General features: G+C 73.5%; 21 protein-coding genes and 1 riboswitch. Of the genes, 9 read left to right on the forward strand and 12 right to left on the reverse strand.

What is annotated here, in order from left to right:
• Positions 1 to 301: 301 nt before the first annotated feature.
• Genes ACF1G2_RS16200 through ACF1G2_RS16210 form a run of 3 tightly spaced genes read right to left on the reverse strand, consistent with a single transcriptional unit; the run spans position 302 to position 2,946 of the window.
• Entirely contained in the window at positions 302 to 1,378 is a 1,077-nt protein-coding gene (locus ACF1G2_RS16200; protein WP_391798874.1) for a YihY/virulence factor BrkB family protein, read from the reverse strand.
• A 52-nt stretch (positions 1,379 to 1,430) separates the two neighbouring features.
• Entirely contained in the window at positions 1,431 to 2,393 is a 963-nt protein-coding gene (locus ACF1G2_RS16205) for a decaprenyl-phosphate phosphoribosyltransferase (RefSeq protein WP_391798875.1), read from the reverse strand.
• A complete protein-coding gene (locus ACF1G2_RS16210; protein WP_391798876.1) occupies positions 2,386 to 2,946 on the reverse strand; it encodes a phosphatase PAP2 family protein in 561 nt (186 codons plus the stop codon). Before ACF1G2_RS16210 ends, ACF1G2_RS16205 begins: the two co-directional genes overlap by 8 nt.
• A gap of 171 nt (positions 2,947 to 3,117) precedes the next feature.
• Between ACF1G2_RS16210 and ACF1G2_RS16215 the strand changes: the two genes are divergently transcribed.
• Positions 3,118 to 4,482, forward strand: coding sequence for an FAD-binding protein (locus ACF1G2_RS16215; protein ID WP_391798877.1), 1,365 nt, complete (start codon positions 3,118 to 3,120; stop codon positions 4,480 to 4,482).
• Between the two features lie 123 nt (positions 4,483 to 4,605).
• The gene (locus ACF1G2_RS16220; protein ID WP_391798878.1) at positions 4,606 to 5,361 is read left to right on the forward strand and encodes a decaprenylphospho-beta-D-erythro-pentofuranosid-2-ulose 2-reductase; all 756 of its coding nucleotides are present in this window, start codon (positions 4,606 to 4,608) and stop codon (positions 5,359 to 5,361) included.
• A 56-nt stretch (positions 5,362 to 5,417) separates the two neighbouring features.
• Here the strand turns inward: ACF1G2_RS16220 and ACF1G2_RS16225 are convergent, their stop codons facing one another.
• Positions 5,418 to 6,011: a 2'-5' RNA ligase family protein gene (locus tag ACF1G2_RS16225; RefSeq protein ID WP_391798879.1), complete on the reverse strand. Its 594-nt coding sequence runs from the start codon at positions 6,009 to 6,011 to the stop codon at positions 5,418 to 5,420.
• A gap of 90 nt (positions 6,012 to 6,101) precedes the next feature.
• Positions 6,102 to 7,115 (reverse strand): tryptophan--tRNA ligase, encoded by a 1,014-nt coding sequence (trpS, locus tag ACF1G2_RS16230; RefSeq protein WP_352191950.1) that lies wholly within the window; start codon positions 7,113 to 7,115, stop codon positions 6,102 to 6,104.
• Positions 7,116 to 7,193: 78 nt separating this feature from the next.
• On the opposite strand from trpS, the gene ACF1G2_RS16235 reads away from it, so the two are divergent.
• Both ACF1G2_RS16235 and ACF1G2_RS16240 read left to right on the forward strand, forming a co-directional pair.
• The gene (locus ACF1G2_RS16235; RefSeq protein WP_391798880.1) at positions 7,194 to 7,817 is read left to right on the forward strand and encodes an RNA polymerase sigma factor; all 624 of its coding nucleotides are present in this window, start codon (positions 7,194 to 7,196) and stop codon (positions 7,815 to 7,817) included.
• Entirely contained in the window at positions 7,780 to 8,562 is a 783-nt protein-coding gene (locus ACF1G2_RS16240) for a hypothetical protein (protein ID WP_391798881.1), read from the forward strand. Before ACF1G2_RS16235 ends, ACF1G2_RS16240 begins: the two co-directional genes overlap by 38 nt.
• Positions 8,563 to 8,632: 70 nt before the next feature.
• Here the strand turns inward: ACF1G2_RS16240 and glyA are convergent, their stop codons facing one another.
• Positions 8,633 to 9,922, reverse strand: a complete 1,290-nt coding sequence (gene glyA, locus ACF1G2_RS16245; RefSeq protein WP_391798882.1) for a serine hydroxymethyltransferase — start codon at positions 9,920 to 9,922, stop codon at positions 8,633 to 8,635.
• Positions 9,923 to 10,000: 78 nt separating this feature from the next.
• A riboswitch (ZMP/ZTP riboswitch) is annotated at positions 10,001 to 10,091 on the reverse strand.
• A 109-nt stretch (positions 10,092 to 10,200) separates the two neighbouring features.
• On the opposite strand from glyA, the gene rocD reads away from it, so the two are divergent.
• Together rocD and ACF1G2_RS16255 are read left to right on the forward strand one after the other, a co-directional pair.
• The gene (rocD, locus tag ACF1G2_RS16250; protein ID WP_391798883.1) at positions 10,201 to 11,406 is read left to right on the forward strand and encodes an ornithine--oxo-acid transaminase; all 1,206 of its coding nucleotides are present in this window, start codon (positions 10,201 to 10,203) and stop codon (positions 11,404 to 11,406) included.
• A gap of 92 nt (positions 11,407 to 11,498) precedes the next feature.
• The gene (locus ACF1G2_RS16255) at positions 11,499 to 12,194 is read left to right on the forward strand and encodes a polysaccharide deacetylase family protein (protein ID WP_391798884.1); all 696 of its coding nucleotides are present in this window, start codon (positions 11,499 to 11,501) and stop codon (positions 12,192 to 12,194) included.
• Between the two features lie 15 nt (positions 12,195 to 12,209).
• Here ACF1G2_RS16255 and ACF1G2_RS16260 read toward each other — a convergent pair whose 3' ends face one another.
• Positions 12,210 to 13,391, reverse strand: coding sequence for a glutathionylspermidine synthase family protein (locus ACF1G2_RS16260; RefSeq protein ID WP_391798885.1), 1,182 nt, complete (start codon positions 13,389 to 13,391; stop codon positions 12,210 to 12,212).
• Positions 13,392 to 13,424: 33 nt separating this feature from the next.
• Positions 13,425 to 13,709, reverse strand: coding sequence for a hypothetical protein (locus ACF1G2_RS16265; protein ID WP_391798886.1), 285 nt, complete (start codon positions 13,707 to 13,709; stop codon positions 13,425 to 13,427).
• A 91-nt stretch (positions 13,710 to 13,800) separates the two neighbouring features.
• Between ACF1G2_RS16265 and ACF1G2_RS16270 the strand changes: the two genes are divergently transcribed.
• Positions 13,801 to 14,619, forward strand: a complete 819-nt coding sequence (locus ACF1G2_RS16270) for a hypothetical protein (RefSeq protein WP_391799038.1) — start codon at positions 13,801 to 13,803, stop codon at positions 14,617 to 14,619.
• Between the two features lie 50 nt (positions 14,620 to 14,669).
• On the opposite strand, the gene ACF1G2_RS16275 is transcribed toward ACF1G2_RS16270, so the two are convergent.
• Positions 14,670 to 16,082: a PLP-dependent aminotransferase family protein gene (locus tag ACF1G2_RS16275; protein ID WP_391798887.1), complete on the reverse strand. Its 1,413-nt coding sequence runs from the start codon at positions 16,080 to 16,082 to the stop codon at positions 14,670 to 14,672.
• A 47-nt stretch (positions 16,083 to 16,129) separates the two neighbouring features.
• On the opposite strand from ACF1G2_RS16275, the gene ACF1G2_RS16280 reads away from it, so the two are divergent.
• Entirely contained in the window at positions 16,130 to 16,642 is a 513-nt protein-coding gene (locus tag ACF1G2_RS16280) for a carboxymuconolactone decarboxylase family protein (RefSeq protein ID WP_391798888.1), read from the forward strand.
• 8 nt (positions 16,643 to 16,650) lie between these two features.
• Positions 16,651 to 17,388: an isocitrate lyase/phosphoenolpyruvate mutase family protein gene (locus tag ACF1G2_RS16285; RefSeq protein WP_391798889.1), complete on the forward strand. Its 738-nt coding sequence runs from the start codon at positions 16,651 to 16,653 to the stop codon at positions 17,386 to 17,388.
• Positions 17,389 to 17,580: 192 nt separating this feature from the next.
• On the opposite strand, the gene ACF1G2_RS16290 is transcribed toward ACF1G2_RS16285, so the two are convergent.
• The 3 genes from ACF1G2_RS16290 to ACF1G2_RS16300 form a co-directional block, all read right to left on the reverse strand.
• Positions 17,581 to 18,570 (reverse strand): malate dehydrogenase, encoded by a 990-nt coding sequence (locus ACF1G2_RS16290; protein WP_391798890.1) that lies wholly within the window; start codon positions 18,568 to 18,570, stop codon positions 17,581 to 17,583.
• Between the two features lie 188 nt (positions 18,571 to 18,758).
• The gene (locus ACF1G2_RS16295) at positions 18,759 to 19,979 is read right to left on the reverse strand and encodes a DUF2690 domain-containing protein (RefSeq protein ID WP_391798891.1); all 1,221 of its coding nucleotides are present in this window, start codon (positions 19,977 to 19,979) and stop codon (positions 18,759 to 18,761) included.
• Between the two features lie 258 nt (positions 19,980 to 20,237).
• Positions 20,238 to 20,696 carry a DUF3017 domain-containing protein gene (locus ACF1G2_RS16300; RefSeq protein WP_391798892.1) on the reverse strand — a complete coding sequence of 153 codons (459 nt, stop codon included), beginning with the start codon at positions 20,694 to 20,696 and terminating at the stop codon, positions 20,238 to 20,240.
• Positions 20,697 to 20,800: the final 104 nt, after the last annotated feature.

Below are 20,800 nucleotides of genomic sequence, written 5' to 3' on the forward strand. Positions count from 1 at the left end.
CTCGTGACGGTGCTGAACCCGTCGTCCAAGGAGCAGCACGCGGTCTACAAGGAGACCGCGCGGCTGCTCGACTGGGGCTTCGCCGCGGCCGGGAAGGTACAGCCGGTGGGCGAGCTGGTCCCGCCGAAGTCCGCCGTGACGAACCCCGGAACCGAGAGTGACGGCTCGTCGCCGGCGCCCGGCAAGAACGCCCCGGACGCCGCGCAGAAGGCCTCCGCCGGAGGGAAGGTCGGCGGCGTCGGGACCGCGCTCGGGATCGTCGGCGGCCTGCTGGTGCTGCTGGCGGGCGCCGCCTTCCTCGTCAACCGTCGCTGGCCGCTGCCGGAGCTGGTCCGCCGCCGCCCTCGGACCGACGGCCCTGCGGGCCCTGACGCGGTTCAGGGTCCTGACGGCTCGGCGGGTCCTGACGGCTCGGCGGGTCCTGACGGCTCGGCGGGTCCTGACGGCCCTGCGAGTCCTGACGGCTCGGCGGGTCCTGACGCGGTTCAGGATCCCGGTCGTCCGGAAGCTCCGAGCGGTCCGGACCGGACCGTGACCCCGTAGCCGTCCAGGCGGCGCAGAACAGCAGGAGCTTCGCGGTGAAGTTGATCCAGAGGAGCAGCGCGACCGGCACGCCGAACGCGCCGTACATCGACTTCCCCGCGACATCCCGCATGTAGCCGCCGATCAGCAGCTTCAGCAGCTCGAAGCCGATCGCTCCGATCACCGCCGCCACCACCAGGCGGCGGCGCGGCGGATGGACACCGGGGAGCAGCGTCAGCAGGTACAGCAGGACGAGGAAGCCCGCCACGGCGGCGACGGCGACGGAGGCCACCTGGAGCAGGATCCCGGTGGCGCCCTCGCCGGAGATCCCCACCCGGTCGGCGGACCAGCCGACGGCCGTGGAGCCGAGCCAGGACGCGGCGAGCGAGGAGAGCCCGACCGCGCCGAGCCCGAGCAGGACGAGCGCGTCCTTGCCCTTGCGTACGACGGGGTTGCCCTCGTCCTGGTCGTCGATCCCCCACACCGCGCGCAGACAGTCCCGCATCGAGCCGATCCATCCGACGCCCGTGAAGAGCAGCAGGACGCCGGCGACGAGCCCGATCGTGCCCGCGTTGTCCACGAGCCCGCCGATGTTCAGCTGGTCGGAGATGCCGGGGACCTGGTCGGTGATCTTGTCCTCGATCTTGTCGAGCTGCTCCTGGCTGAGCAGCGCGGCGCCGACCGCCGCGGCGACGGCGATCAGCGGGAACAGCGCCAGGAAGCTGATGAAGGTGATGGCGGCGGCGAGCCGGGTCCAGTGGGCGGCGTCGAGGGTCTCGTACGAACGCCAGGCGTGCGTCTTCATGAGCCGGGTGACCCAGGGGCCGATGACGGGGAGCTTGCTCAGCCAGTCCATGTCGTACGCGTACCCCTTGATCTCGTGCCGATACGGCGTACTTCCGGCGGCCTCACAGGTCCGCGACCGCCATGCCGTACATCGCCGCCCAGGCCAGGCCGATGATCGCGAGCGGGCGGTCGTGCAGCACGACGTCCTCGGGGGCGCCTGCGGAGCCGCGGTCGGCGAACACGGCGTAGCGCAGGACCGCGAGGATGAAGGCGATCATGGAGAGCTGGCGCCAGGGCAGCAGGCTGCCGGTGGCGACGCCGCCGCTCTCCAGGGCCCAGAGGCAGTAGCCGAGGACGGCGACTCCGGCCGCCAGCTGCCAGACGAAGCGTAGGTATCCGGTCGTGTACTGGGTGAGCAGCGCGCGGGTCGCGCCGCGCGCGTCCTCCATCTGGACCGCCTCGGAGTAGCGCTTGGCGGCGACCATGAAGAGCGCGCCGAAGCCGGTGGTGATCAGGAACCAGCGGGAGAGCGGGATCGCGAGCGCGACCCCGCCGACCATGGCTCGCATGAGGAAGCCGGTGGTGACGACGGCGAGGTCGACGACGAGGACGTGCTTGAGCCGCAGGCAGTAGGCGACCTGCATGACGAGGTACGCGATGAGGAGCGCGGCGGTCATGGGGTTGCACAGGACCGCGCTCGCGACGGCCGCCCCGGCGCCGAGGAGGGTGCCGGTGGCGTACGCGAGGGGTACGGGGACGAGCCCGGAGGCCACGGGGCGGCGGCACTTCACGGGGTGGGCGCGGTCGGCGGCCGCGTCACGGGCGTCGTTGACGAGGTAGACGGCGGACGCGGCGGCCGTGAACAGGGCGAAGACCAGGGCGAGTCGGGCGGCCGTGTGCCAGGAGACGAGCTGGCCGGCGGCGACGGGCGCGGCGACGACGAGCACGTTCTTGACCCACTGCCGGGGCCGGGCGGTCCTGACGAGGCCGGCGGCCACGGCGTACGGCCGCGTGCGCCCGGGCCCGCGCCGGTGGTCCCGTACGCCGACGGGGTTGTCGAGGACGGCGGCGGAGCGCTCAGCCACGGCGCCCACCGGCGAGCGCTGCGAGGGCGGTGGCCGGCGGGCGGAGCCAGGGGCGGGCGAGGCCGGCCGTCGCCGCGCCCAGGAGGGCGCCCGCCGCCACGTCCGTCGGGTAGTGGACGCCGACGACCAGGCGGGAGAGGCACATCGCGGCCGCCGCGGGGGCGGCGAGGCGGCGGACCGTCGGGTGGAGGGCGCCGAAGGCGACGGCCGCCGCGGCGGCGGACGCGGCGTGGGAGCTGGGGAAGGAGTGCCGGCCGGCCGTGCGGACCAGGGGCTCGTACTCCGCCGTCCCCGGCCGTGGCCGCCGGACCACCCGCTTGGCCCCCATGCTCGCCAGGTGCGCCCCCGCGACCAGGGCCGTACCGCGCAGCCAGCCGGATCGCCCCTCCCGGTCCAGCCCGGCGCCGACGAGACCGGCGGCGAGCCAGAGGGCGCCGTGCTCTCCGCCGAACGACAGCGCACGGGCGGCCGTGGCCACGGGCGCGCGGCGTCCGCAGCCGCGCAGGACTGCCAGGATTCTCCGCTCGGCCCCGGCCCAGTCCGCGTTTCGCATCGGCTCCGCCTCCCGGTTCTCGACGGGCTCCTCCGTCGGCCCGGGGGTGACTCTGACCCGGCGGCCCGGTCACCGCACGGCAATCTTTCCTGACACTCCTTTAATCACCCATTTCGACGAACCGAGAGCAAACCATCCATAACACTCAGATCGGGCGATACGGTCGCCTTCATGGCTGCCCACACCGACGACGAGCCCCTCACCGGCTGGGGTCGCACCGCTCCCACCCTCGGGCGCGTGCACCGCCCCCGGACGTACGAGGAGGCATCCGAAGCCGTCCGCGCCTGCGGTGCCCGCGGCTCCATCGCGCGCGGTCTCGGCCGCGCCTACGGCGATGCCGCGCAGAACGCCGGCGGCTCCGTCCTCGACATGACCGGCCTCGACCGGATCCGCTCGGTCGACGCCGTCGGCGGCACCGTCGTCTGCGACGCCGGCGTCAGCCTGCACCGCCTGATGGAAGTTCTCCTTCCGCTCGGCTGGTTCGTCCCCGTCACCCCCGGGACCCGGTACGTCACGGTCGGCGGCGCGATCGGCGCCGACATCCACGGCAAGAACCACCACGTCTCCGGCTCCTTCGGCCGCCATGTCGCCGCCCTCGAACTCCTCACCGCCGACGGGGAGATCCGCACCGTCCTGCCCGGGACGGACCTCTTCGACGCCACCACCGGAGGCATGGGCCTGACGGGCGTGATCCTCTCCGCGACCCTCCGGCTGCTCCCCGTCGAGACCTCCCTCATGTCCGTCGACACCGAACGCGCCGCGGACCTCGACGAGCTGATGGCCCGGCTCACCGCCACCGACCACCGCTACCGCTACTCGGTCGCCTGGATCGACCTCCTCGCGCGCGGCGCCGCCACCGGCCGGTCCGTCCTGACCCGGGGCGACCACGCCCCGTACGACGCGATCCCCGTCCGGGACCGCCACGCCCGCCGCGCTCCCCTCGCCTTCCGCCCGGGCCGGCTGCCCGCCGTGCCCGCCCTGGTCCCCGAGGGGCTGCTCGGCCGCACGGCCGTCGGTCTCTTCAACGAGCTCTGGTACCGCAGGGCGCCCCGCGGCCGCAGGGGCGAACTCCAGCGGATGTCCACGTTCTTCCACCCCCTGGACGGCGTCCCGCACTGGAACCGGATCTACGGGCGCGGCGGATTCGTCCAGTACCAGTTCGTCGTCGGCCACGGACGCGAGGAGACGCTGCGCCGGATCGTGAAGCGGATCGCGCGCCGCGGCTGCCCCTCGTTCCTCGCCGTGCTCAAGCGCTTCGGCACGGGCGACCCGGGCTGGCTCTCCTTCCCCGTGCCCGGCTGGACGCTCGCGCTCGACATCCCGACCCGGCTCTCCGGCCTGGGCGCCTTCCTCGACGAACTCGACGAGGAGGTGGCGGACGCGGGCGGCCGGGTCTACCTGGCGAAGGACTCGCGGCTGCGGCCGGAGCTGCTGGACGCGATGTATCCGAGGCTCGCCGACTTCCGCGCGCTGCGGGCCACGCTCGACCCGCACTCCGTCTTCACCTCCGACCTCTCCCGGCGCCTCGCCCTCTGAACCGTCCTGCGGACGTCTCTCAGCCCGCTCTCCGTCCGCCCTCCGATCCGTCTTCCGATCCGCCTTCCGATCCGCCTTCCGTCCCCGCCCTCCGCATCGCACTCTCCGAGGAGTTTGATCGTCATGAAGGATGCCTTCGGCGCCCCGCAGTCCCTGCTCCTGCTCGGCGGCACCTCCGAGATCGGGCTCGCCACGGCCCGCCGGCTGATCGCCCGCCGCACCCGCACGGTCTGGCTCGCCGGGCGCCCCTCGCCCGCCCTGGCGGCCGCCGCGGACTCGCTGCGGGCGCTCGGCGCGGACGTGCGGACGGTGCCGTTCGACGCGCTCGACACCACGTCGCACGAGGAGCGGCTCGGCAAGATCTTCACCGAGGGCGACATCGACATGGTGCTGCTCGCCTTCGGGATCCTCGGCGACCAGGCGCACGACGAGGCCGATCCGCTCGCCGCCGTCCGGGTCGCCCAGACCAACTACACGGGCGCCGTCTCGGCGGGGCTGATCTGCGCGGGCGCGCTGCAGGCGCAGGGGCACGGCTCACTGGTGGTGCTGTCGTCGGTGGCCGGCGAGCGCGCCCGCCGCGCGAACTTCATCTACGGCTCGTCCAAGGCCGGCCTCGACGCGTTCGCCCAGGGGCTCGGCGACGCGCTGCACGGGACCGGGGTGCACGTCATGGTCGTACGCCCCGGCTTCGTACGGTCACGGATGACCGCGGGGCTCGACGAGGCGCCGCTGGCGACCACGCCGGAGGCGGTCGCGACGGCGATCGAGCTGGGCCTGCGGCGGCGCTCGGAGACGGTGTGGGTGCCGGGGGCGCTGCGGATGGTGATGTCGGCGCTGCGGCACGTGCCGAGGCCGGTGTTCCGGCGGCTGCCGGTCTGACACCGGCAGCCCGCGCGGGCCGGGCGGGGAGGTGGGGCCGAAGAGGGCGGCCCCGGTCAGCCCGCCGTCGGGGACGGTTCGTCGAGCGGCGCGCAGGCCTGGGACGGGACGGCGGTGACGGGGCGCGCGTCGCCGAACTCGTACACCCGGAGCTTGCGCCACACGCCGTCCGCGCCCTGCTCGTACAGGGCGAAGGAGGAGCAGGTCCAGGCGGCCTCGAAGTCGGCCAGCTCGGCGTAGGCCCGGTCCATCGCCTCCTCGGCGATGCCGTGCGCGACGGTGACGTGCGGGTGGTACGGGAACTGCAGCTCGCGCACGAGCGGCCCGGACTCGTCCCGTACCCGCTCCTGGAGCCAGGCGCAGGCGGAGACGCCCTCGGCGAGCGTCACGTAGACGACCGGGGACAGCGGGCGAAACGTTCCCGTGCCGCTGAGGCGCACGGGGAAGGAGCGGACGCCCGCGGCGACCTCGGCGAGGTGTGCCTGGATCGCGGGCAGCCGCGCCTCGTCCACCTCGGTCGGCGGCACGAGGGTGACGTGCGTGGGGATGCCGTGCGCGGCGGGATCCCCGAAGCCCGCGCGCCGCTCCTGGAGCAGGCTGCCGTAGGGCTCCGGGACCGCGATCGAAACGCCGAGCGTTACGGTCCCCACGTCGTTCTCCTCCATAGTCGTGTCATTTCGGGTAATGGTGCAGCCGCCAGTGTGCGGCCTGCACCACCCCTGAGGCCAGAGTCCTCGGACTCAGTGCTTCGCGGGCAGGAAGCCCATCCGCTCGTACGTCTGCGCCAGCGTCTCCGCGGCGACCGCGCGTGCCTTCTCCGCGCCCTTGGCCAGGATCGCGTCCAGCGTCTCCGGGTCGTCCAGATATTCCTGCGTACGGGACCGGAACGGCGTGACGAAGTCCACCATGACCTCCGCCAGGTCGGTCTTCAGGGCGCCGTACATCTTGCCCTCGTAGCTCTTCTCCAGGTCGGGGATGCTCGTCCCGGTGAGCGTGGACATGATCGTGAGCAGGTTGGAGACGCCGGCCTTGGTCTCGGGGTCGAAGCGGATGACCGTCTCGGTGTCGGTGACGGCGCTCTTGACCTTCTTCGCGGTCGTCTTCGGCTCGTCGAGGAGGTTGATCAGGCCCTTCGGCGTCGACGCCGACTTGCTCATCTTGATCGCCGGGTCCTGCAGGTCGTAGATCTTCGCCGTCTCCTTGAGGATGTACGGCGCCGGGATCGTGAACGTCTCGCCGAAGCGGCCGTTGAAGCGCTCCGCGAGGTCGCGGGTCAGCTCGATGTGCTGGCGCTGGTCCTCGCCCACCGGGACCTGGTTGGCCTGGTAGAGCAGGATGTCGGCGACCTGGAGGATCGGGTACGTGAAGAGGCCGACGGTGGCGCGGTCGGCGCCCTGCTTGGCGGACTTGTCCTTGAACTGCGTCATGCGGGAGGCCTCGCCGAAGCCCGTCAGGCAGTTCATGACCCAGCCGAGCTGCGCGTGCTCGGGGACGTGGCTCTGCACGAAGAGGGTGCACCGCTCGGGGTCGAGGCCGGCGGCGAGCAGCTGCGCGGCGGCGAGCCGGGTGTTGGCACGGAGCTCCGCGGGGTCCTGCGGGACCGTGATCGCGTGCAGGTCCACCACCATGTAGAAGGCGTCGTGGGACTCCTGCAGGGCGACCCACTGGCGGACGGCGCCGAGGTAGTTGCCGAGGTGGAACGAGCCTGCGGTGGGCTGGATTCCGGAGAGCACACGGGGACTGTCAGAGGCCATGTCCCACATTCTCTCAGGTGCGGGAACGAACTGATCCCGGACCGGGAACCGATCCGCCGCGGCCGGTGTATCAAAGGTGTGAGGACGCTGGAGGGGGGCCGGGTCGTCGACGACGGAGCCGAGGCCGCGGTGATCGCACGCGTACGCGCCGGGGAGGTGGAGGCGTACGCGGCGCTGGTCCGCGCGCACACGGCGGTCGCGCTGAGGGCGGCGGTGGCGTGCGGCGCGGGCGCGGAGGCGGAGGACGTCGTGCAGCAGGCGTTCTTCAAGGCGTACCGGTCGCTGGGGCGGTTCAAGGAGGGGTCGGCGTTCCGGCCGTGGCTGCTGCGGATCGTGGTCAATGAGACGAGGAACACAGTGCGGGCGGCGGGCCGGCAGCGGGCGGTCGCGGGGCGGGAGGCGGAGCTGCTGGCCTCCGAGCCGCGGATACCGGACGGGGCGGACCCGGCGGTCGCGGCCGAGGAGCAGGAGAGACGCCGTCAGCTGCTCACGGCGCTCGACGGACTGAGCGAGGACCACCGGCAGGTGGTGATCCACCGGTATCTGCTGGAGCTCGACGAGACGGAGACGGCGGCCGCGCTCGGCTGGCCGCGGGGGACGGTGAAGTCCCGGCTGAGCCGGGCGCTGAAGAGGCTGGGGCCGGCGCTGGAGGGAGGTGACGGGCATGAAGGACGCGAGGGGCGGCGACGGGCTCCCCGATGAGCTGCGGGAGCTGGGACGCCGGCTGAAGGTGCCGGACGTGGACGGGGAGTCCATGGCCGAGCGGGTGCTCGCCCAGCTCCTGGCGGAGCGGGTGCCGACGCCGGCGCGGCGGCGGCGCCTCGCGTCCCTGCGCAGGCGCTGGAAGGCTCTGCTCGCCGCGCTCTCCGGGGTCCTGGTGGTGCTGGTGCTCACGCCGCCGGTGCGGGCGACGGTGGCCGACTGGTTCGGCTTCGGCGGGGTCGAGGTCCGGTACGACCCCGGTGCGCGTCCGGCGCCCGGCGCGGCGGTGCCCGGATGCCCCTCGCCCGTTCCGCCGGCGGAGGCCGGGCGGAGGGCCGGGTTCGAGCCGCTGGTTCCGGGCGCGCTCGGGGCCCCGGACGCGGTGTCGGTGACAGGCTCGGCGGAGCAGGGACGGGCGGTGATCAGCCTGTGCTGGCGCGGGGCGGACGGCCGGACGGTCCGGCTGGACGAGTTCTCCGCGCGGCTGGAGGCCGGCTTCGCCAAGCAGGTGCGGTCGCATCCGGAGTGGGTGGATCTGCCGGACGGCGCCGAGGGCTACTGGTTCGCCGAGCCGCATCTGCTGCGCTTTCCGATGACGGACGCGAGCGGACGGACCTGGTCGCACTCCATACGCACGGCGGGCCCCACGCTCCTGTGGACGAGGAACGCGGGAGCCCTGACGCTGCGCCTGGAGGGCGAGCCGTCCCTGGAGCGGGCGCGGGCCGTGGCCGAGTCGGCGGGCTGAGCCGGGACGGTCACCGGGCCCTTCCTGACCGGCCGGACGCCCGGCCGGTCAGGACGACGCGGCGGCGGGTTCAGGCCGGGAGGCCCGGGGCCGGGAAGGCCGCCATCAGTTCGGCGACCTCCTTGCGGACGGCGAGCAGGGCGTCCTCGTCGCCCGATCCGGCGGCGGCGACGCCGCGGTCGATCCAGTCGGCAACCAGCTCCATGTGCGCGGTGGAGAGACCGCGGGAGGTGAGGGAGGGCGTGCCGATGCGGATGCCCGACGGGTCGAAGGGCTTCCGGGTGTCGTAGGGGACGGTGTTGTAGTTGACCACGATCCCGGCGCGGTCGAGGGCCTTGGCGGCGACCTTGCCGGGGACCTCCTTGGGGGTGAGGTCCATCAGGATCAGGTGGTTGTCGGTGCCGCCGGAGACCAGGTCGAAGCCGCGCGCGAGGAGCGCCTCGGCCAGCGCCCTGGCGTTGGCGACGACCGCGTGGGCGTAGTCGCGGAAGGAGGGCTGCGCCGCCTCGCGCAGGGCGACGGCGATGGCGGCCGTGGTCTGGTTGTGCGGGCCGCCCTGGAGGCCGGGGAAGACAGCCTTGTCGAGGGCCTTGGCGTGCTCCTCGCGGGACATCAGCATGGCGCCGCGCGGGCCGCGCAGGGTCTTGTGCGTGGTGGTCGAGACGACGTCGGCGTACGGGACGGGAGAGGGGTGGGCGCCGCCCGCGATCAGGCCGGCGATGTGGGCGATGTCGGCGACGAGCACGGACCCGGCCTCGTGGGCGATCTCCGCGAACGCGGCGAAGTCGATCGTGCGGGGCAGCGCGGTGCCACCGCAGAAGATCACCTTCGGCCGTTCCTTGAGGGCGAGCTCGCGGACCTGGTCGAGGTCGACGAGTCCGGTGTCCTGGCGTACGCCGTACTGCACGCCGCGGAACCACCTGCCGGTGGCGGAGACGCCCCAGCCGTGGGTGAGGTGGCCGCCCATCGGCAGGGCCATGCCCATCACGGTGTCGCCGGGCTCGGCGAAGGCGAGGTAGACGGCGAGGTTGGCGGGCGAGCCGGAGTAGGGCTGCACATTGGCGTGTTCGACGCCGAAGACGGCCTTGGCGCGCTCGACGGCGAGGGTCTCGACCTGGTCGATGTTCTGCTGGCCCTCGTAGTAGCGGCGGCCGGGGTAGCCCTCGCTGTACTTGTTCTGCAGGACGGTCCCGGACGCTTCGAGGACGGCCCGGGAGACGTAGTTCTCGCTGGGGATCAGCCTGAGGGTCTCGGCCTGCAACAGCTCCTCGGCACCGACGAGCGCGGCGAGTTCGGGGTCGGCGGCGGCCAGGGCGGGGTGGCGGGCGGCGAGATCGGCGGCCTGCGGGGTGACGGTCACGGCGGTTCCTCCGGGCGTTCGGTGGATCCCGGAGCACTGCTCAGCCTGCTGGGCGGCGCCACGCGGGATGTACGGTCCCGAAGATGCCCAGGCGGGCGGCATCTCGTGTGGTCTGCCGCGCACGGCTCCCCCAGGGTCGATTCCCCGTACGCCAGTCGCCGTGCGTGTTTCCAGAGTAGCGGGCGCGCCGTCGCGCAGGTTTCCTCGTCCGGCATCCGAGCGACGATAGGAAGGGGAGCCACACACGCCCCCTGGCCCGCAGGACGAACGGAGATCCCGTGTCGAGTACGCAAGACGCGATCGCTTCCGCGGAGGCGCACAGCGCGCACAACTACCACCCCCTTCCCGTCGTCGTCGCCTCGGCGGACGGGGCCTGGATGACCGACATCGAGGGGCGCCGCTACCTCGACATGCTCGCCGGGTACTCGGCGCTCAACTTCGGGCACGGCAACCGGCGGCTGATCGATGCCGCGCGGGCGCAGCTGGAGCGGGTGACGCTCACGTCCCGGGCGTTCTACCACGACCGGTTCGCGGAGTTCTGCGCCCGGCTCGCGGAGCTGTGCGGCAAGGAGATGGTCCTGCCCATGAACACGGGCGCGGAGGCCGTCGAGACGGCCGTGAAGACCGCCCGGAAGTGGGGGTACGAGGTGAAGGGCGTGCCGGACGGGCACGCGAAGATCGTGGTCGCGGCGAACAACTTCCACGGCCGGACGACGACGATCGTCAGCTTCTCCACGGACCACGAGGCCCGCGACCACTACGGGCCGTACACGCCGGGGTTCGAGATCGTCCCGTACGGCGATCCGACGGCGATGGAGCGCGCGGTCACCGCGCACACGGTGGCGGTGCTCATCGAGCCGATCCAGGGCGAGGCGGGGGTCCTCGTCCCGCCGGCGGGGTATCTGCGCGGGGTGCGGGAGTTGACCCGCGAGCGCAACGTGCTCTTCATCGCGGACGAGATCCAGTCGGGCCTCGGACGGACCGGGCGGACGTTCGCGTGCGAGCACGAGGGCGTGGTGCCGGACATGTACGTCCTGGGCAAGGCGCTGGGCGGCGGTGTCGTCCCGGTCTCGGCGGTGGTCGCGGACCGGGATGTGCTCGGAGTGTTCCGCCCGGGTGAGCACGGGTCGACGTTCGGCGGGAACCCGCTGGCCTGCGCGGTGGCCCTGGAGGTGATCGCGATGCTGCGGACGGGCGAGTACCAGCAGCGGGCGGCCGAGCTGGGCGAGCATCTCCACGCGGAGCTCCGGCTGCTGGTGGGCGGCGGCGCGGTGGAGGCGGTGCGCGGGCGCGGTCTGTGGGCCGGGGTGGACATCGCGCCGTCGAAGGGCACGGGCCGGGAGATCTCCGAGAAGCTGATGGCGCGGGGGGTGCTGGTGAAGGACACGCACGGTTCGACGATCCGGATCGCGCCTCCGCTGGTGATCAGCAAGGAGGATCTGGACTGGGGTCTCGAACAGCTGCGGGCGGTTCTCTCGGAGTGATCCGGTCCGCCTGAGGGCGGGGGCGGCCGCGTCGGCGGTGGCGACAACTCGGGCCATTGACAGCGGAGTTGGTCTAGGCCAATGATGCGACCATGCCGAGACCCCGCCCCCGCCGCGCGCTGCGCGGCGCCGTCGCCGCCCTCGTCCCGCTCGCGCTGCTCGGCGCGTTCGGGGGCCCGGCGCACGCCGCCCCCGTGGCGGCCTGGCCCGAGCCCGTTCCCGTCGTCTCCCGTGTCGAGACCACCGACCCGGTCGTCTTCATCACCATCGACGACGGCTGGTTCCACGACCCGGCGGCCGCGAAGGTCCTCCTCGACCGCCGGGTGCCGGCCTCGCTCTTCCTGCTCCCGGGCGCGTACTCCTACGACTCCGGCTACTTCCACACCCTGCTCGACCAGGGCCGCTCCCGCGTCGAGAACCACACCGTCGGCCACCCGGACCTGACCACGCTCGACGCGGCCGGCCAGAAGGCGGAGGTCTGCGGGGCGCGCGAACACCACCTCGCCGAGTTCGGCGACGGGCCACGCCTGCTGCGCCCTCCCTACGGCGCGTACGACGAGACCACGCGCACCACCGCCCGCGCCTGCGGGGCGAAGGCCCTGGTGACCTGGACGTACGACCTCACCACCTGGGGGCAGTGGACCCCGCCGGCCCCGGCGCTCAGGGCCGGCGACATCATCCTGCTGCACTTCAACGAGACGCTGGAGCAGGATCTGACGCGCGCCCTGGACGCCGCCGAGGCGGCCGGCCTGCAGCCGGCACCGCTCAGGGAGTACGTACCGGAGTAGGCGTCGCGAACGGGATCAGAGGATGACGTGCGGCAGGAAGCGGGCGTACTCGTCCGTGATCAGGCCCGCCGACTCCCGGATGCCGAGCCCCGCCGCCTCGTCCTCGACGACCCACGCGCCGAGCACGACACGGTTGCCCTCGAAGTCCGGGAGCGGGGCCAACCCCTGGTAGCAGCAGGGTTCGTCACGGACGACCGGCTCCGCGCCCGGCTCGTGGACGGTGACGCCCGCGCCCTCGCGGCCGAGGAGCGGCTTGGCGACGTAGCCGCCGGTCGCGGCGAGCTCGCGCGGGCCGTCGAGGTAGGCCGGCAACAGGTTCGGATGCCCCGGGTAGAGCTCCCAGAGGATCGCGAGGAGGGCCTTGTTGGAGAGCAGCATCTTCCAGGCGGGCTCGATCCAGCAGGTCGTGCCCGTACCGCCGCCGTTGTCGAGGGTGTCGAGGACGTACGGGCCGAAGCGGTCCGTCGTCAGCCACTCCCACGGGTAGAGCTTGAAGCAGCTGCGGACGAACCGCAGCCGGTCGTCCACGAACCGCCCCGACAGCCGGTCCCAGCCGATCTGTTCGACCGACAGCGCCTCCGTGTCGAGCCCGGCCTGCTGGGCGGTCTCACGCAGGTACGCGACCGTCATCAGGTCCTCGCCGAGCTCGTCCCCGTCGGAGTGGACGAAGTGCACCGGGCCCGGGGGCAGCAGCTTCGCCTGCCGCCTCCAGGCGTCGACGAGCCGCTCGTGGAGCGAGTTCCACTGGTCGGCGCCGGGGAAGCGCTCCTCCATCCAGAACCACTGCGGGCTCGCCGCCTCGACCAGCGAGGTCGGCGTGTCGGCGTTGTACTCCAGCATCTTGGCCGGGCCCGTGCCGTCGTAGCGGAGGTCGAACCGGCCGTAGAGCGACGGCAGTTCGGCCCGGCGGCGCCAGGACTCGGCGACGAGCGAGACGAGCCGGGGGTCGGTGAGGCCGAGATCGGCGAAACGATCCTTCTCGACGATGTGGGCGGCCGCCGCGAGACACATCGCGTGCAGCTCCTCGACGACCTCCTCCAGGGCCTCGACCTCGGGCAGGGTGAAGGAGTAGTACGCGCTCTCGTCCCAGTACGGGCGCAGGGAGCCGTCGGGGTAGCGGGTCAGGGGGTAGACGAGCCCCTGCTCCTCCACCGTCCGCTGCCACCCCGGCCGGGGCTCGATCGTGTGCCGTCGCATGTCGCTCGGTCCGTCCGTCCGTCGTCGGTACGCTCAGCCGCCGCCGGAACCGGAACAGCCGAAGCCGCCGGTGTCGACGGCCGTCTTGTCGAAGCTGCCGCCGCTGACCCTGTTGTCGCTGACGCTGCCGCCGTAGTAGTACGAGCCGCGGGCCGTGCCGCTGCTGCCACTGCCGCTCTCGCACTCGTAACTCGGCAGCTTGTCGCGGGTCAGCGGGTCGACACACCGCCTGTCGGGCTCGGAGCCGCAGGACGTGATGGTCGCCGCGAGCACCCCCATACCGCCGAGCACGACCGTGCTCGACCTCAGCCTGCGCATATGAAAAGCCTCCCCATCCCGTGGTCGCGACCGCACAGTTTAGGCCTGTGGCCGAGCGGCCCCGCACTAGAGTCCATTCGTGCTCTTTGGGATGATCTGCGCTCTGGGTTCCTCGGTCTTCTTCGGCATGGCATCGGTGTTGCAGGCGCTCGGCGCCCGGGCGGCGGAGCCCGGGACGGGCGCCGGCGTCGACGTGGCCCTGCAGCTGCGGGTGATGCGGCAGTGGCGATATCTGCTCGGACTCTCCTTCGACGGCATCGGTTTCGGGCTTCAGATCATCGCCCTGCTGACGCTGCCGATCTACGTGGTGGGGGCGGCGCTCGCGGCGAGCCTGGCGGTCACGGCGGTGGCCGCCTCCTGGCTGCTCAAGGTCCGCCTGCACCGGATGGAGTGGGCGGCGGTGGCCGTGGTGTGCGGGGGGCTCGTGATGCTCGCCCTCGCCGCGGGCCCGGAGGGCGAGCAGAGCTCGTCGGAGGCGCTGCGGTGGGCGATGCTCGGGGCGGCGTTCGCGGTCCTCGGTCTCGGCGCGGCCGCCGGGCGTCTGCCCGGCCGGCCGCGGGCCCTGGCGCTCGGCCTCTGCGCGGGCTTCGGCTTCGGGGTGGTGGAGGTGGCGGTCCGGCTGATCGACAGCTGGGACCTCGCCAACCCGGCGGTGTACGCGCTGATCCTGGGCGGCGGATCGGCGTACGTCCTGCTGACCTCCGCGCTCCAGCGGGGCTCGGTGACGACGGCGACGGCCGGCGCGGTCGTCGGCGAGACGATCGGCCCGGCACTGGTCGGCGTGATCTGGCTGGGCGACCGTACGCGCGAGGGCTTCGGGTGGCTGGCGATCCTGGGCTTCACGGTGGCGGTGGCGGGCGCGCTGCTCCTGGCCCGCTTCGGAGAACCCCCGACCCCGGACCCGAGCTGAGCGGCCCGGCACCGGACCCGGCGTCGGCCGAGGGGCCCGGCCCCGCGGCCCTACGGCAGGACGCGGCACAGGGCCGCCAGCGCGCCGGACCAGGCGCTGTCCGGCGGGGTCGCGTAGCCGACCACCAGGCCGTCCTGGGTCTGCGGGACGTCCGGGTGGCGGAAGCGGTCGAGACCATGGAGGGCGAGGCCCTGCCAGGCGGCGGACCGCAGCACCTCCCGCTCCTGGCCCGGCGGGAGTCGCAGGACCGCGTGGAGACCCGCCGCGATCCCGCTCACCCGCGTCTCCGGGGACCGTTCGGCCACCGCCGCCACCAGCTCGTCCCTGCGCCGCCGGTAGCGCAGCCGCATCGCCCGTACATGACGGTCGTACGCCCCCGAGCCCAGGAACTCCGCGAAGGTCAGCTGGTCCAGCGAGCTGGACACCCAGTCCACGTGGCCCTTCGCCGCGACCACCTCGTCCACCAGGCTCTCCGGCAGCACCATCCACGCCAGCCGCAGCCCGGGGGCCAGGGACTTGCTGGAGGTGCCCAGATAGACCACGCGCTCGGGGTCGAGGCCCTGGAGCGCGCCCACGGGCTGCCGGTCGTAGCGGAACTCCCCGTCGTAGTCGTCCTCCAGGACGAGCCCGCCCGCGGCCCGCGCCCAGTCGACCGCCGCCGCCCGCCGGTCGGGGTGGAGCGCCCCGCCCAGGGGGAACTGGTGGGCCGCCGTCATCAGCACCGCCCCCACGCCCTTCATCCCGGACAACCCCTCGGTCCGGGTGCCGAGTTCGTCGAAGGGCAGGGCGGGCAGCCCGAGCCCGGCCCCGGTCAGCAGCTCCCAGTGCACGTCGAGCCCGTACGACTCGACCGCCACCTCCCGCACCTTCCGCGCCCGCAGCACCTGCGCCATCAGCATCAGCCCGTGCACGAACCCCGAGCAGATGACGATCCGTTCGGGCCGCGCGTGGACGCCCCGCGCCCGCGCGAGGTACTCGGCGAGCACGGTGCGCAGTTCGATCCGGCCGCGCGGATCGCCGTACCCGAAGGCCTCGTTGGGCGCGGCGGTCAGGGCGCGCCGGGAGGCCTTGAGCCATTCGGCGCGCGGAAAGGACGCGAGGTCGGGCGAGCCCGGCTTCAGGTCGTACGCGGGCCGCGCGGCCTCCCGCCGGGCCACCGCCGTGGGGCGAACGCCCGACGTGACCTGCCGGCGCGGCACGGCCCGCGGGGCGACCCGGGTCCCGGACCCCTGCCGTGCGGTCAGCCAGCCCTCCGCGACCAGCTCGGCATAGGCGTCGGCGACGGTGTTGCGCGCGATCCCCAGGTCGGCGGCGAGCGAGCGGGAGGACGGCAGCCGTACGCCCGCCTTCAGACGCCCGCTGCGCACCGCCTCCCGCAGCGCGTCCATCAGCCCCGTACGCAGCCCGGATCCGCGCAGGTCCAGATGGAGGTCGACCCCGAGAGTGGCCCAGTCTTCTGCCATGCGAATGGACCATACTCCTGCGCCATCGCGCTCGTACGGTGAGAGCCATGACCACCACGACGCAGGACCTCGCCACCCTCGCCCGCGCCGACGAGCACGCCCCCCGCCTCAACCTCGCCGAGCAGGTTCCGGAGTTCTACCGGGCGATGAGCCGGCTCGAACAGGCCGCGGCGAAGGACATCGACCCCACCCTCTACGAGCTGATCAAGATCCGCGCCTCACAGATCAACCACTGCGCGTTCTGCCTCGACATGCACACCAAGGACGCGCTCGCGGCCGGCGAGTCGGTCGAGCGGATCGTCCAGTTGTCCGCGTGGGAGGAGTCGCGGCACTTCTACACCGAGCGCGAGCTCGCCGCCCTGGCCCTGACCGAGGCCGTCACCGTCCTGACCGACGGCTTCGTCCCGGACGAGGTGTACGCGCGGGCCGCCGCCCACTTCGACGAGACGGAGCTCTCCCAGGTCATCGGCGCCATCACCGTCATCAACGCCTGGAACCGGATCGCCGTCACCACCCGCATGACCCCCGGCCACTACACGCCCGGGCAGTACAAGAAGTGACCGGGCCGGTGCCCGGGGCGCCCGCCGCCCAGGCGGTGCGCGCCCTGCACGCCGGGCGGACGGGCGGAGCGCCGCTGATCGTCCCCGGCCCCTGGGACGCCGCCTCCGCCCGGGTCTTCGAGGAGGCCGGGTTCCCTACGCTCGCCACGCCGAGCGCCGGGATCGCCGCCTCCCTCGGGTACGAGGACGGGCAGACTCCGGCCGGGGAGATGTTCGCGGCGGTGGCGAGAATCGTCCGCGCCGTCTCCGTACCGGTCACGGCCGATCTGGAGGACGGCTACGGGCTGCCGCCCAAGGAGCTCGTGGAGCGGGCCCTGGAGACGGGCGCGGCCGGGGTGAACCTGGAGGACGGCGACCGGTCGAGCGGGCTGCGGGACCCCAGGGAGCAGGCCGACCGGCTGGCGGAGGTACGGGCGGAGGCCGGGCCGCTGCTCTTCGTCAACGCGCGAGTGGACACGTATGTGCGCGGAGTGAACGACGTGGACGACGCGATCGGACGGGCTCGGCTCTACGTGGCGGCGGGCGCGGACTGCGTCTATCCGATCAAGGCGCCCGCGGCGCATCTCCCGCTCCTGCGCGCCGGGATCGACGTGCCGGTCAACGTGTTGGCCCTGCCCGACGGACCGTCGTTCGCCGAGCTGGGGCGGCTGGGCGCGACCCGGATCACGTTCGGGCCGGGGCTGTTGCTGCGGACGCTGAAGGGTGTCGCGGGGCTGGCCGCGGAACTGGCGGCGGAGCGCCCGTAGTTCCCCGGGTCCCGGCAGGCCTCCACGGGTCTGGCACGCCTCCGCGGGTTTCCGCTCGTCTCCGCGGGTTTCCGCTCGTCTCCGCGGTTTCCGCTCGTCTCCGCGGGCGGGCTCACGCACGACCGCCCCCGGCCTCGCAGGCCGGGGGCGGTCGTCGGTACGTCAGCGCGTCGGTCGCGCCGCGCGGTGGTCTCAGATGAGGCCGAGCTCGCGGACGGCGTCGCGCTCCTCCGCCAGCTCCTGCACCGAGGCGTCGATGCGGGTGCGGGAGAACTCGTTCACGTCCAGGTCCTGGACGATCTCGTACTTGCCGTCCTTGCAGGTGACGGGGAACGAGGAGATCAGGCCCTCCGGGACGCCGTAGGAGCCGTCCGACGGGATGCCCATGGAGGTCCAGTCGCCCGCGGCGGTGCCGTTGACCCACGTGTGGACGTGGTCGATGGCGGCGTTGGCGGCCGAGGCGGCCGAGGACGCGCCACGGGCCTCGATGATCGCGGCGCCGCGCTTGGCGACGGTCGGGATGAAGGTGTCGGCCAGCCACTGCTCGTCGGCGACGACCTCGGCGGCGTTCTTGCCGGCGATCTCCGCGTGGAAGATGTCCGGGTACTGGGTCGCCGAGTGGTTGCCCCAGATGGTGAGGCGCTTGATGTCCTCGACGGACGCGCCGGTCTTGGCCGCGAGCTGCGAGAGCGCGCGGTTGTGGTCCAGGCGGGTCATCGCGGTGAAGCGCTCGGCCGGGACGTCCGGGGCCGCCGCCTGGGCGATCAGGGCGTTGGTGTTGGCCGGGTTGCCGACGACGAGGACCTTGATGTCGTCCGCGGCGTGGTCGTTGATGGCCTTGCCCTGCGGCTTGAAGATGCCGCCGTTGGCGGCGAGCAGGTCGCCGCGCTCCATGCCCTTGGTACGCGGGCGGGCGCCCACGAGCAGGGCCACGTTCGCGCCCTCGAAGCCCTGGTTCGGGTCGTCGAAGATGTCGATGCCCTTGAGCAGCGGGAAGGCGCAGTCGTCGAGCTCCATGGCGGTGCCCTCGGCGGCCTTGACGCCCTGCGGGATCTCGAGGAGGCGCAGCTTGACCGGCACGTCCGCGCCGAGCAGGTGGCCGGAGGCGATGCGGAAGAGCAGCGCGTAGCCGATCTGGCCGGCCGCGCCGGTGACGGTGACATTCACGGGAGTGCGGGTCATGGCGATCTCCGTAAGACAGCTGGCGGTGGGGGTCCCTGCCCCTGGTGTCGGACACCTCTCCTGATCGACGATCGATCGGTCGGCCCGATGTCTCGACGTGAAGAGATATCCAGCGGTCAGGCTATCCGACCCGGGACCCGTCCAACCCCCACCCCCTTGTGGTCCGGCTCACTGCCACCCGACCGGGGTCAGCGACCGCCGGTGCACACCCGCGCGCCGCTCGTCCGCGTCACGCACGCGGTCGCGTCCGCCGCGTCCGTGACGGCGAGCATCGGGCTGTACGCGTCGGGGTCGGCGCCCACGGTGGCGTCCTGGCCGGCGGCTTCCGGGCCCCCGTGGGGGCCACCGGCGGTGATGCGCAGGGTGTCGCCGGGCGCGGCCCCGGTGATCCGGGCCCAGACGGCGCCGCAGGTCCTGCTGTGGCGCACTTCGAGCAGCCCGGCGGCGCCGACCGGGGTCCGGGAGACGGTGGTGGCGAACGTGCCGCCGCACCCCATGGTCTCCGGGTCCTGGCCGGTGCAGCCCGCGCCGGTGCACCTCACTCCGGCGGGGAGCGGCGTGCTCGGAGTGGTGCCGGGGGCGGCGGTGGAGGGACCCGCGACGGTGCCGGCCCGGCCGTCGGCGCGGCCACCGGAGCCGACGTCGGCGAGGAGGACGGCGGCGGCGATGACGAGCACGGCTCCGAGGAACCCGGTGACGATCAGGAGCGCGCGGCGACGGGGCGGCAGAGGGGCGGGTGGCGGCGCGTCCGCCGGCCCCGCGGGGCCGGCGGGGCGGCGCGGAGGGGCAGAGCCCGCACGGGAGCCGGAGCCGAGTCCCGCACCCGGGCCGGGTCCCGGCCCGGCGCCGAGTCCGGTACCGGAGCCGCGTCCGGTACCGGAGCCGCGTCCTGGCCCGGAACCGGGTCCTGGCCCGGCGCCGCTGCCGGGTACCGTACCGGCGTCGCGTCCCGGCCCGGCGCCGCCGCCGGGTTCCGTACCGGAGCCGCGTCCCGGCCCGGCGCCGATGCCGGGTTCCGTACCGGAGCCGTGCGGATCGCCGCCGCTGCTGCCGCTCGTCTCCGTGGAGACGACCGCGCCGTGGGCGGAGAGACTCCGGGAGGGCCGACGGGGGTCCGCGGCAGGTTCGTGGCGCCCTTCGGCACCGCTCCAGGCGCGCTCGGCCCGCTCCCACATCGCCGTGAGCCGGCCGGCGTCCGCGCCGGTCACCTCGGCGAGCGCGACGACGGCGCCCCGGGGCGCGAGCAGCCGTCCGTCGAGGTACCGCTCCCAGGCGGCCCTGCTGTGGCCGGTGCGGTCGGCGACGGCGGCGACGCTGAGCCCGCTGCGGTCGACGAGCCGCCGCAGGTGGCTCACGAACTCGCGTACGCGCGCATCGGGTTCGTCGGGAGGCGCCTTCCCACGAGCCATGTGCGGTTCCCCCTCGTCACCCTGGACGACCCCCGGAAGATGCTCGGGCCAGGATGACAGCTCGTGGGCGGGGGCGCAGGGGTGCGTACGCGTCGAGCGCACGCCCCCGGAGCGTGACGGAGTAGCGGAATGGTCACTTCCGTGCCACAGGGCACCGGCGGCGCTTGAACCACGTTGGCGCGTACATGATCCTCAAAGAGGAACGGCGCCCGTCCTCCCTCGGGGGAGAGGACGGGCGCCGTTCCGCCGTCGAGGCGGCTAGGTGATCGTCAGGTGGAGGATGTCCTCCAGGAACGGGATCCTCAGCCAGGGGGCCGGCTGCACCATCAGCGCGAGCAGCACGATGAGCCCGCCCATGACGCCGTACGTCACCATGTCGGTGAACCGCGACCGTACGGCGAGCATGCCCACCGACGGCAGCGCGCGCCGCAGTCCGGCGCCGGTGAGAAGCGCGACCCCGACGAGGATCGTCCCGATCCGGAACGCCTGCGGGAAGAGGTCCGTCCCGACGACCAGCAGTCCCAGCGCGGCGAGTCCGAGCACGGTCAGCAGCGGCCACTGGCGTGCGGGCGCCGGAGCCCCGCCCGCCGCGGCCCGTCCGCCGCCTTCTGGCCGCGCGGTGTCGGTCGTCAGCGCCGGAGGCCGCCGGGACCGTCCGGGCGCGTCACCGGACGCCGCAGCACCGGAATCGCCCCCGGCCTCCGATACGCCCTCCACACCCTCGACCGCCGGGGCGTCCGAGGCGTCCGGGGCTCCCGTGGTGTCCGAGGCGTCCGTGGTGTCCGTGGTGTCCGTGGTGTCCGAGGCTGCCGACGCTTCCC

This window comes from Streptomyces sp. NPDC013457 (genome assembly GCF_043089925.1).
In the GTDB taxonomy this organism is placed as follows: Bacteria; Actinomycetota; Actinomycetes; order Streptomycetales; family Streptomycetaceae; genus Streptomyces.

Bases quoted from the DNA above. Each gene is read 5' to 3' on its own strand.
- ACF1G2_RS16265 (WP_391798886.1), bottom strand. From the start codon at position 13,709: ATGCGCAGGCTGAGGTCGAGCACGGTCGTGCTCGGCGGTATGGGGGTG.
- ACF1G2_RS16210 (WP_391798876.1), bottom strand. From the start codon at position 2,946: ATGCGAAACGCGGACTGGGCCGGGGCCGAGCGGAGAATCCTGGCAGTC.
- ACF1G2_RS16260 (WP_391798885.1), bottom strand. From the start codon at position 13,391: ATGCGACGGCACACGATCGAGCCCCGGCCGGGGTGGCAGCGGACGGTG.
- ACF1G2_RS16280 (WP_391798888.1), top strand. From the start codon at position 16,130: ATGACCACCACGACGCAGGACCTCGCCACCCTCGCCCGCGCCGACGAG.
- ACF1G2_RS16215 (WP_391798877.1), top strand. From the start codon at position 3,118: ATGGCTGCCCACACCGACGACGAGCCCCTCACCGGCTGGGGTCGCACC.
- ACF1G2_RS16295 (WP_391798891.1), bottom strand. From the start codon at position 19,979: ATGGCTCGTGGGAAGGCGCCTCCCGACGAACCCGATGCGCGCGTACGC.
- trpS (WP_352191950.1), bottom strand. From the start codon at position 7,115: ATGGCCTCTGACAGTCCCCGTGTGCTCTCCGGAATCCAGCCCACCGCA.
- ACF1G2_RS16220 (WP_391798878.1), top strand. From the start codon at position 4,606: ATGAAGGATGCCTTCGGCGCCCCGCAGTCCCTGCTCCTGCTCGGCGGC.
- ACF1G2_RS16200 (WP_391798874.1), bottom strand. From the start codon at position 1,378: ATGGACTGGCTGAGCAAGCTCCCCGTCATCGGCCCCTGGGTCACCCGG.
- ACF1G2_RS16275 (WP_391798887.1), bottom strand. From the start codon at position 16,082: ATGGCAGAAGACTGGGCCACTCTCGGGGTCGACCTCCATCTGGACCTG.
- ACF1G2_RS16270 (WP_391799038.1), top strand. From the start codon at position 13,801: ATGATCTGCGCTCTGGGTTCCTCGGTCTTCTTCGGCATGGCATCGGTG.
- ACF1G2_RS16240 (WP_391798881.1), top strand. From the start codon at position 7,780: ATGAAGGACGCGAGGGGCGGCGACGGGCTCCCCGATGAGCTGCGGGAG.
- ACF1G2_RS16290 (WP_391798890.1), bottom strand. From the start codon at position 18,570: ATGACCCGCACTCCCGTGAATGTCACCGTCACCGGCGCGGCCGGCCAG.
- ACF1G2_RS16255 (WP_391798884.1), top strand. From the start codon at position 11,499: ATGCCGAGACCCCGCCCCCGCCGCGCGCTGCGCGGCGCCGTCGCCGCC.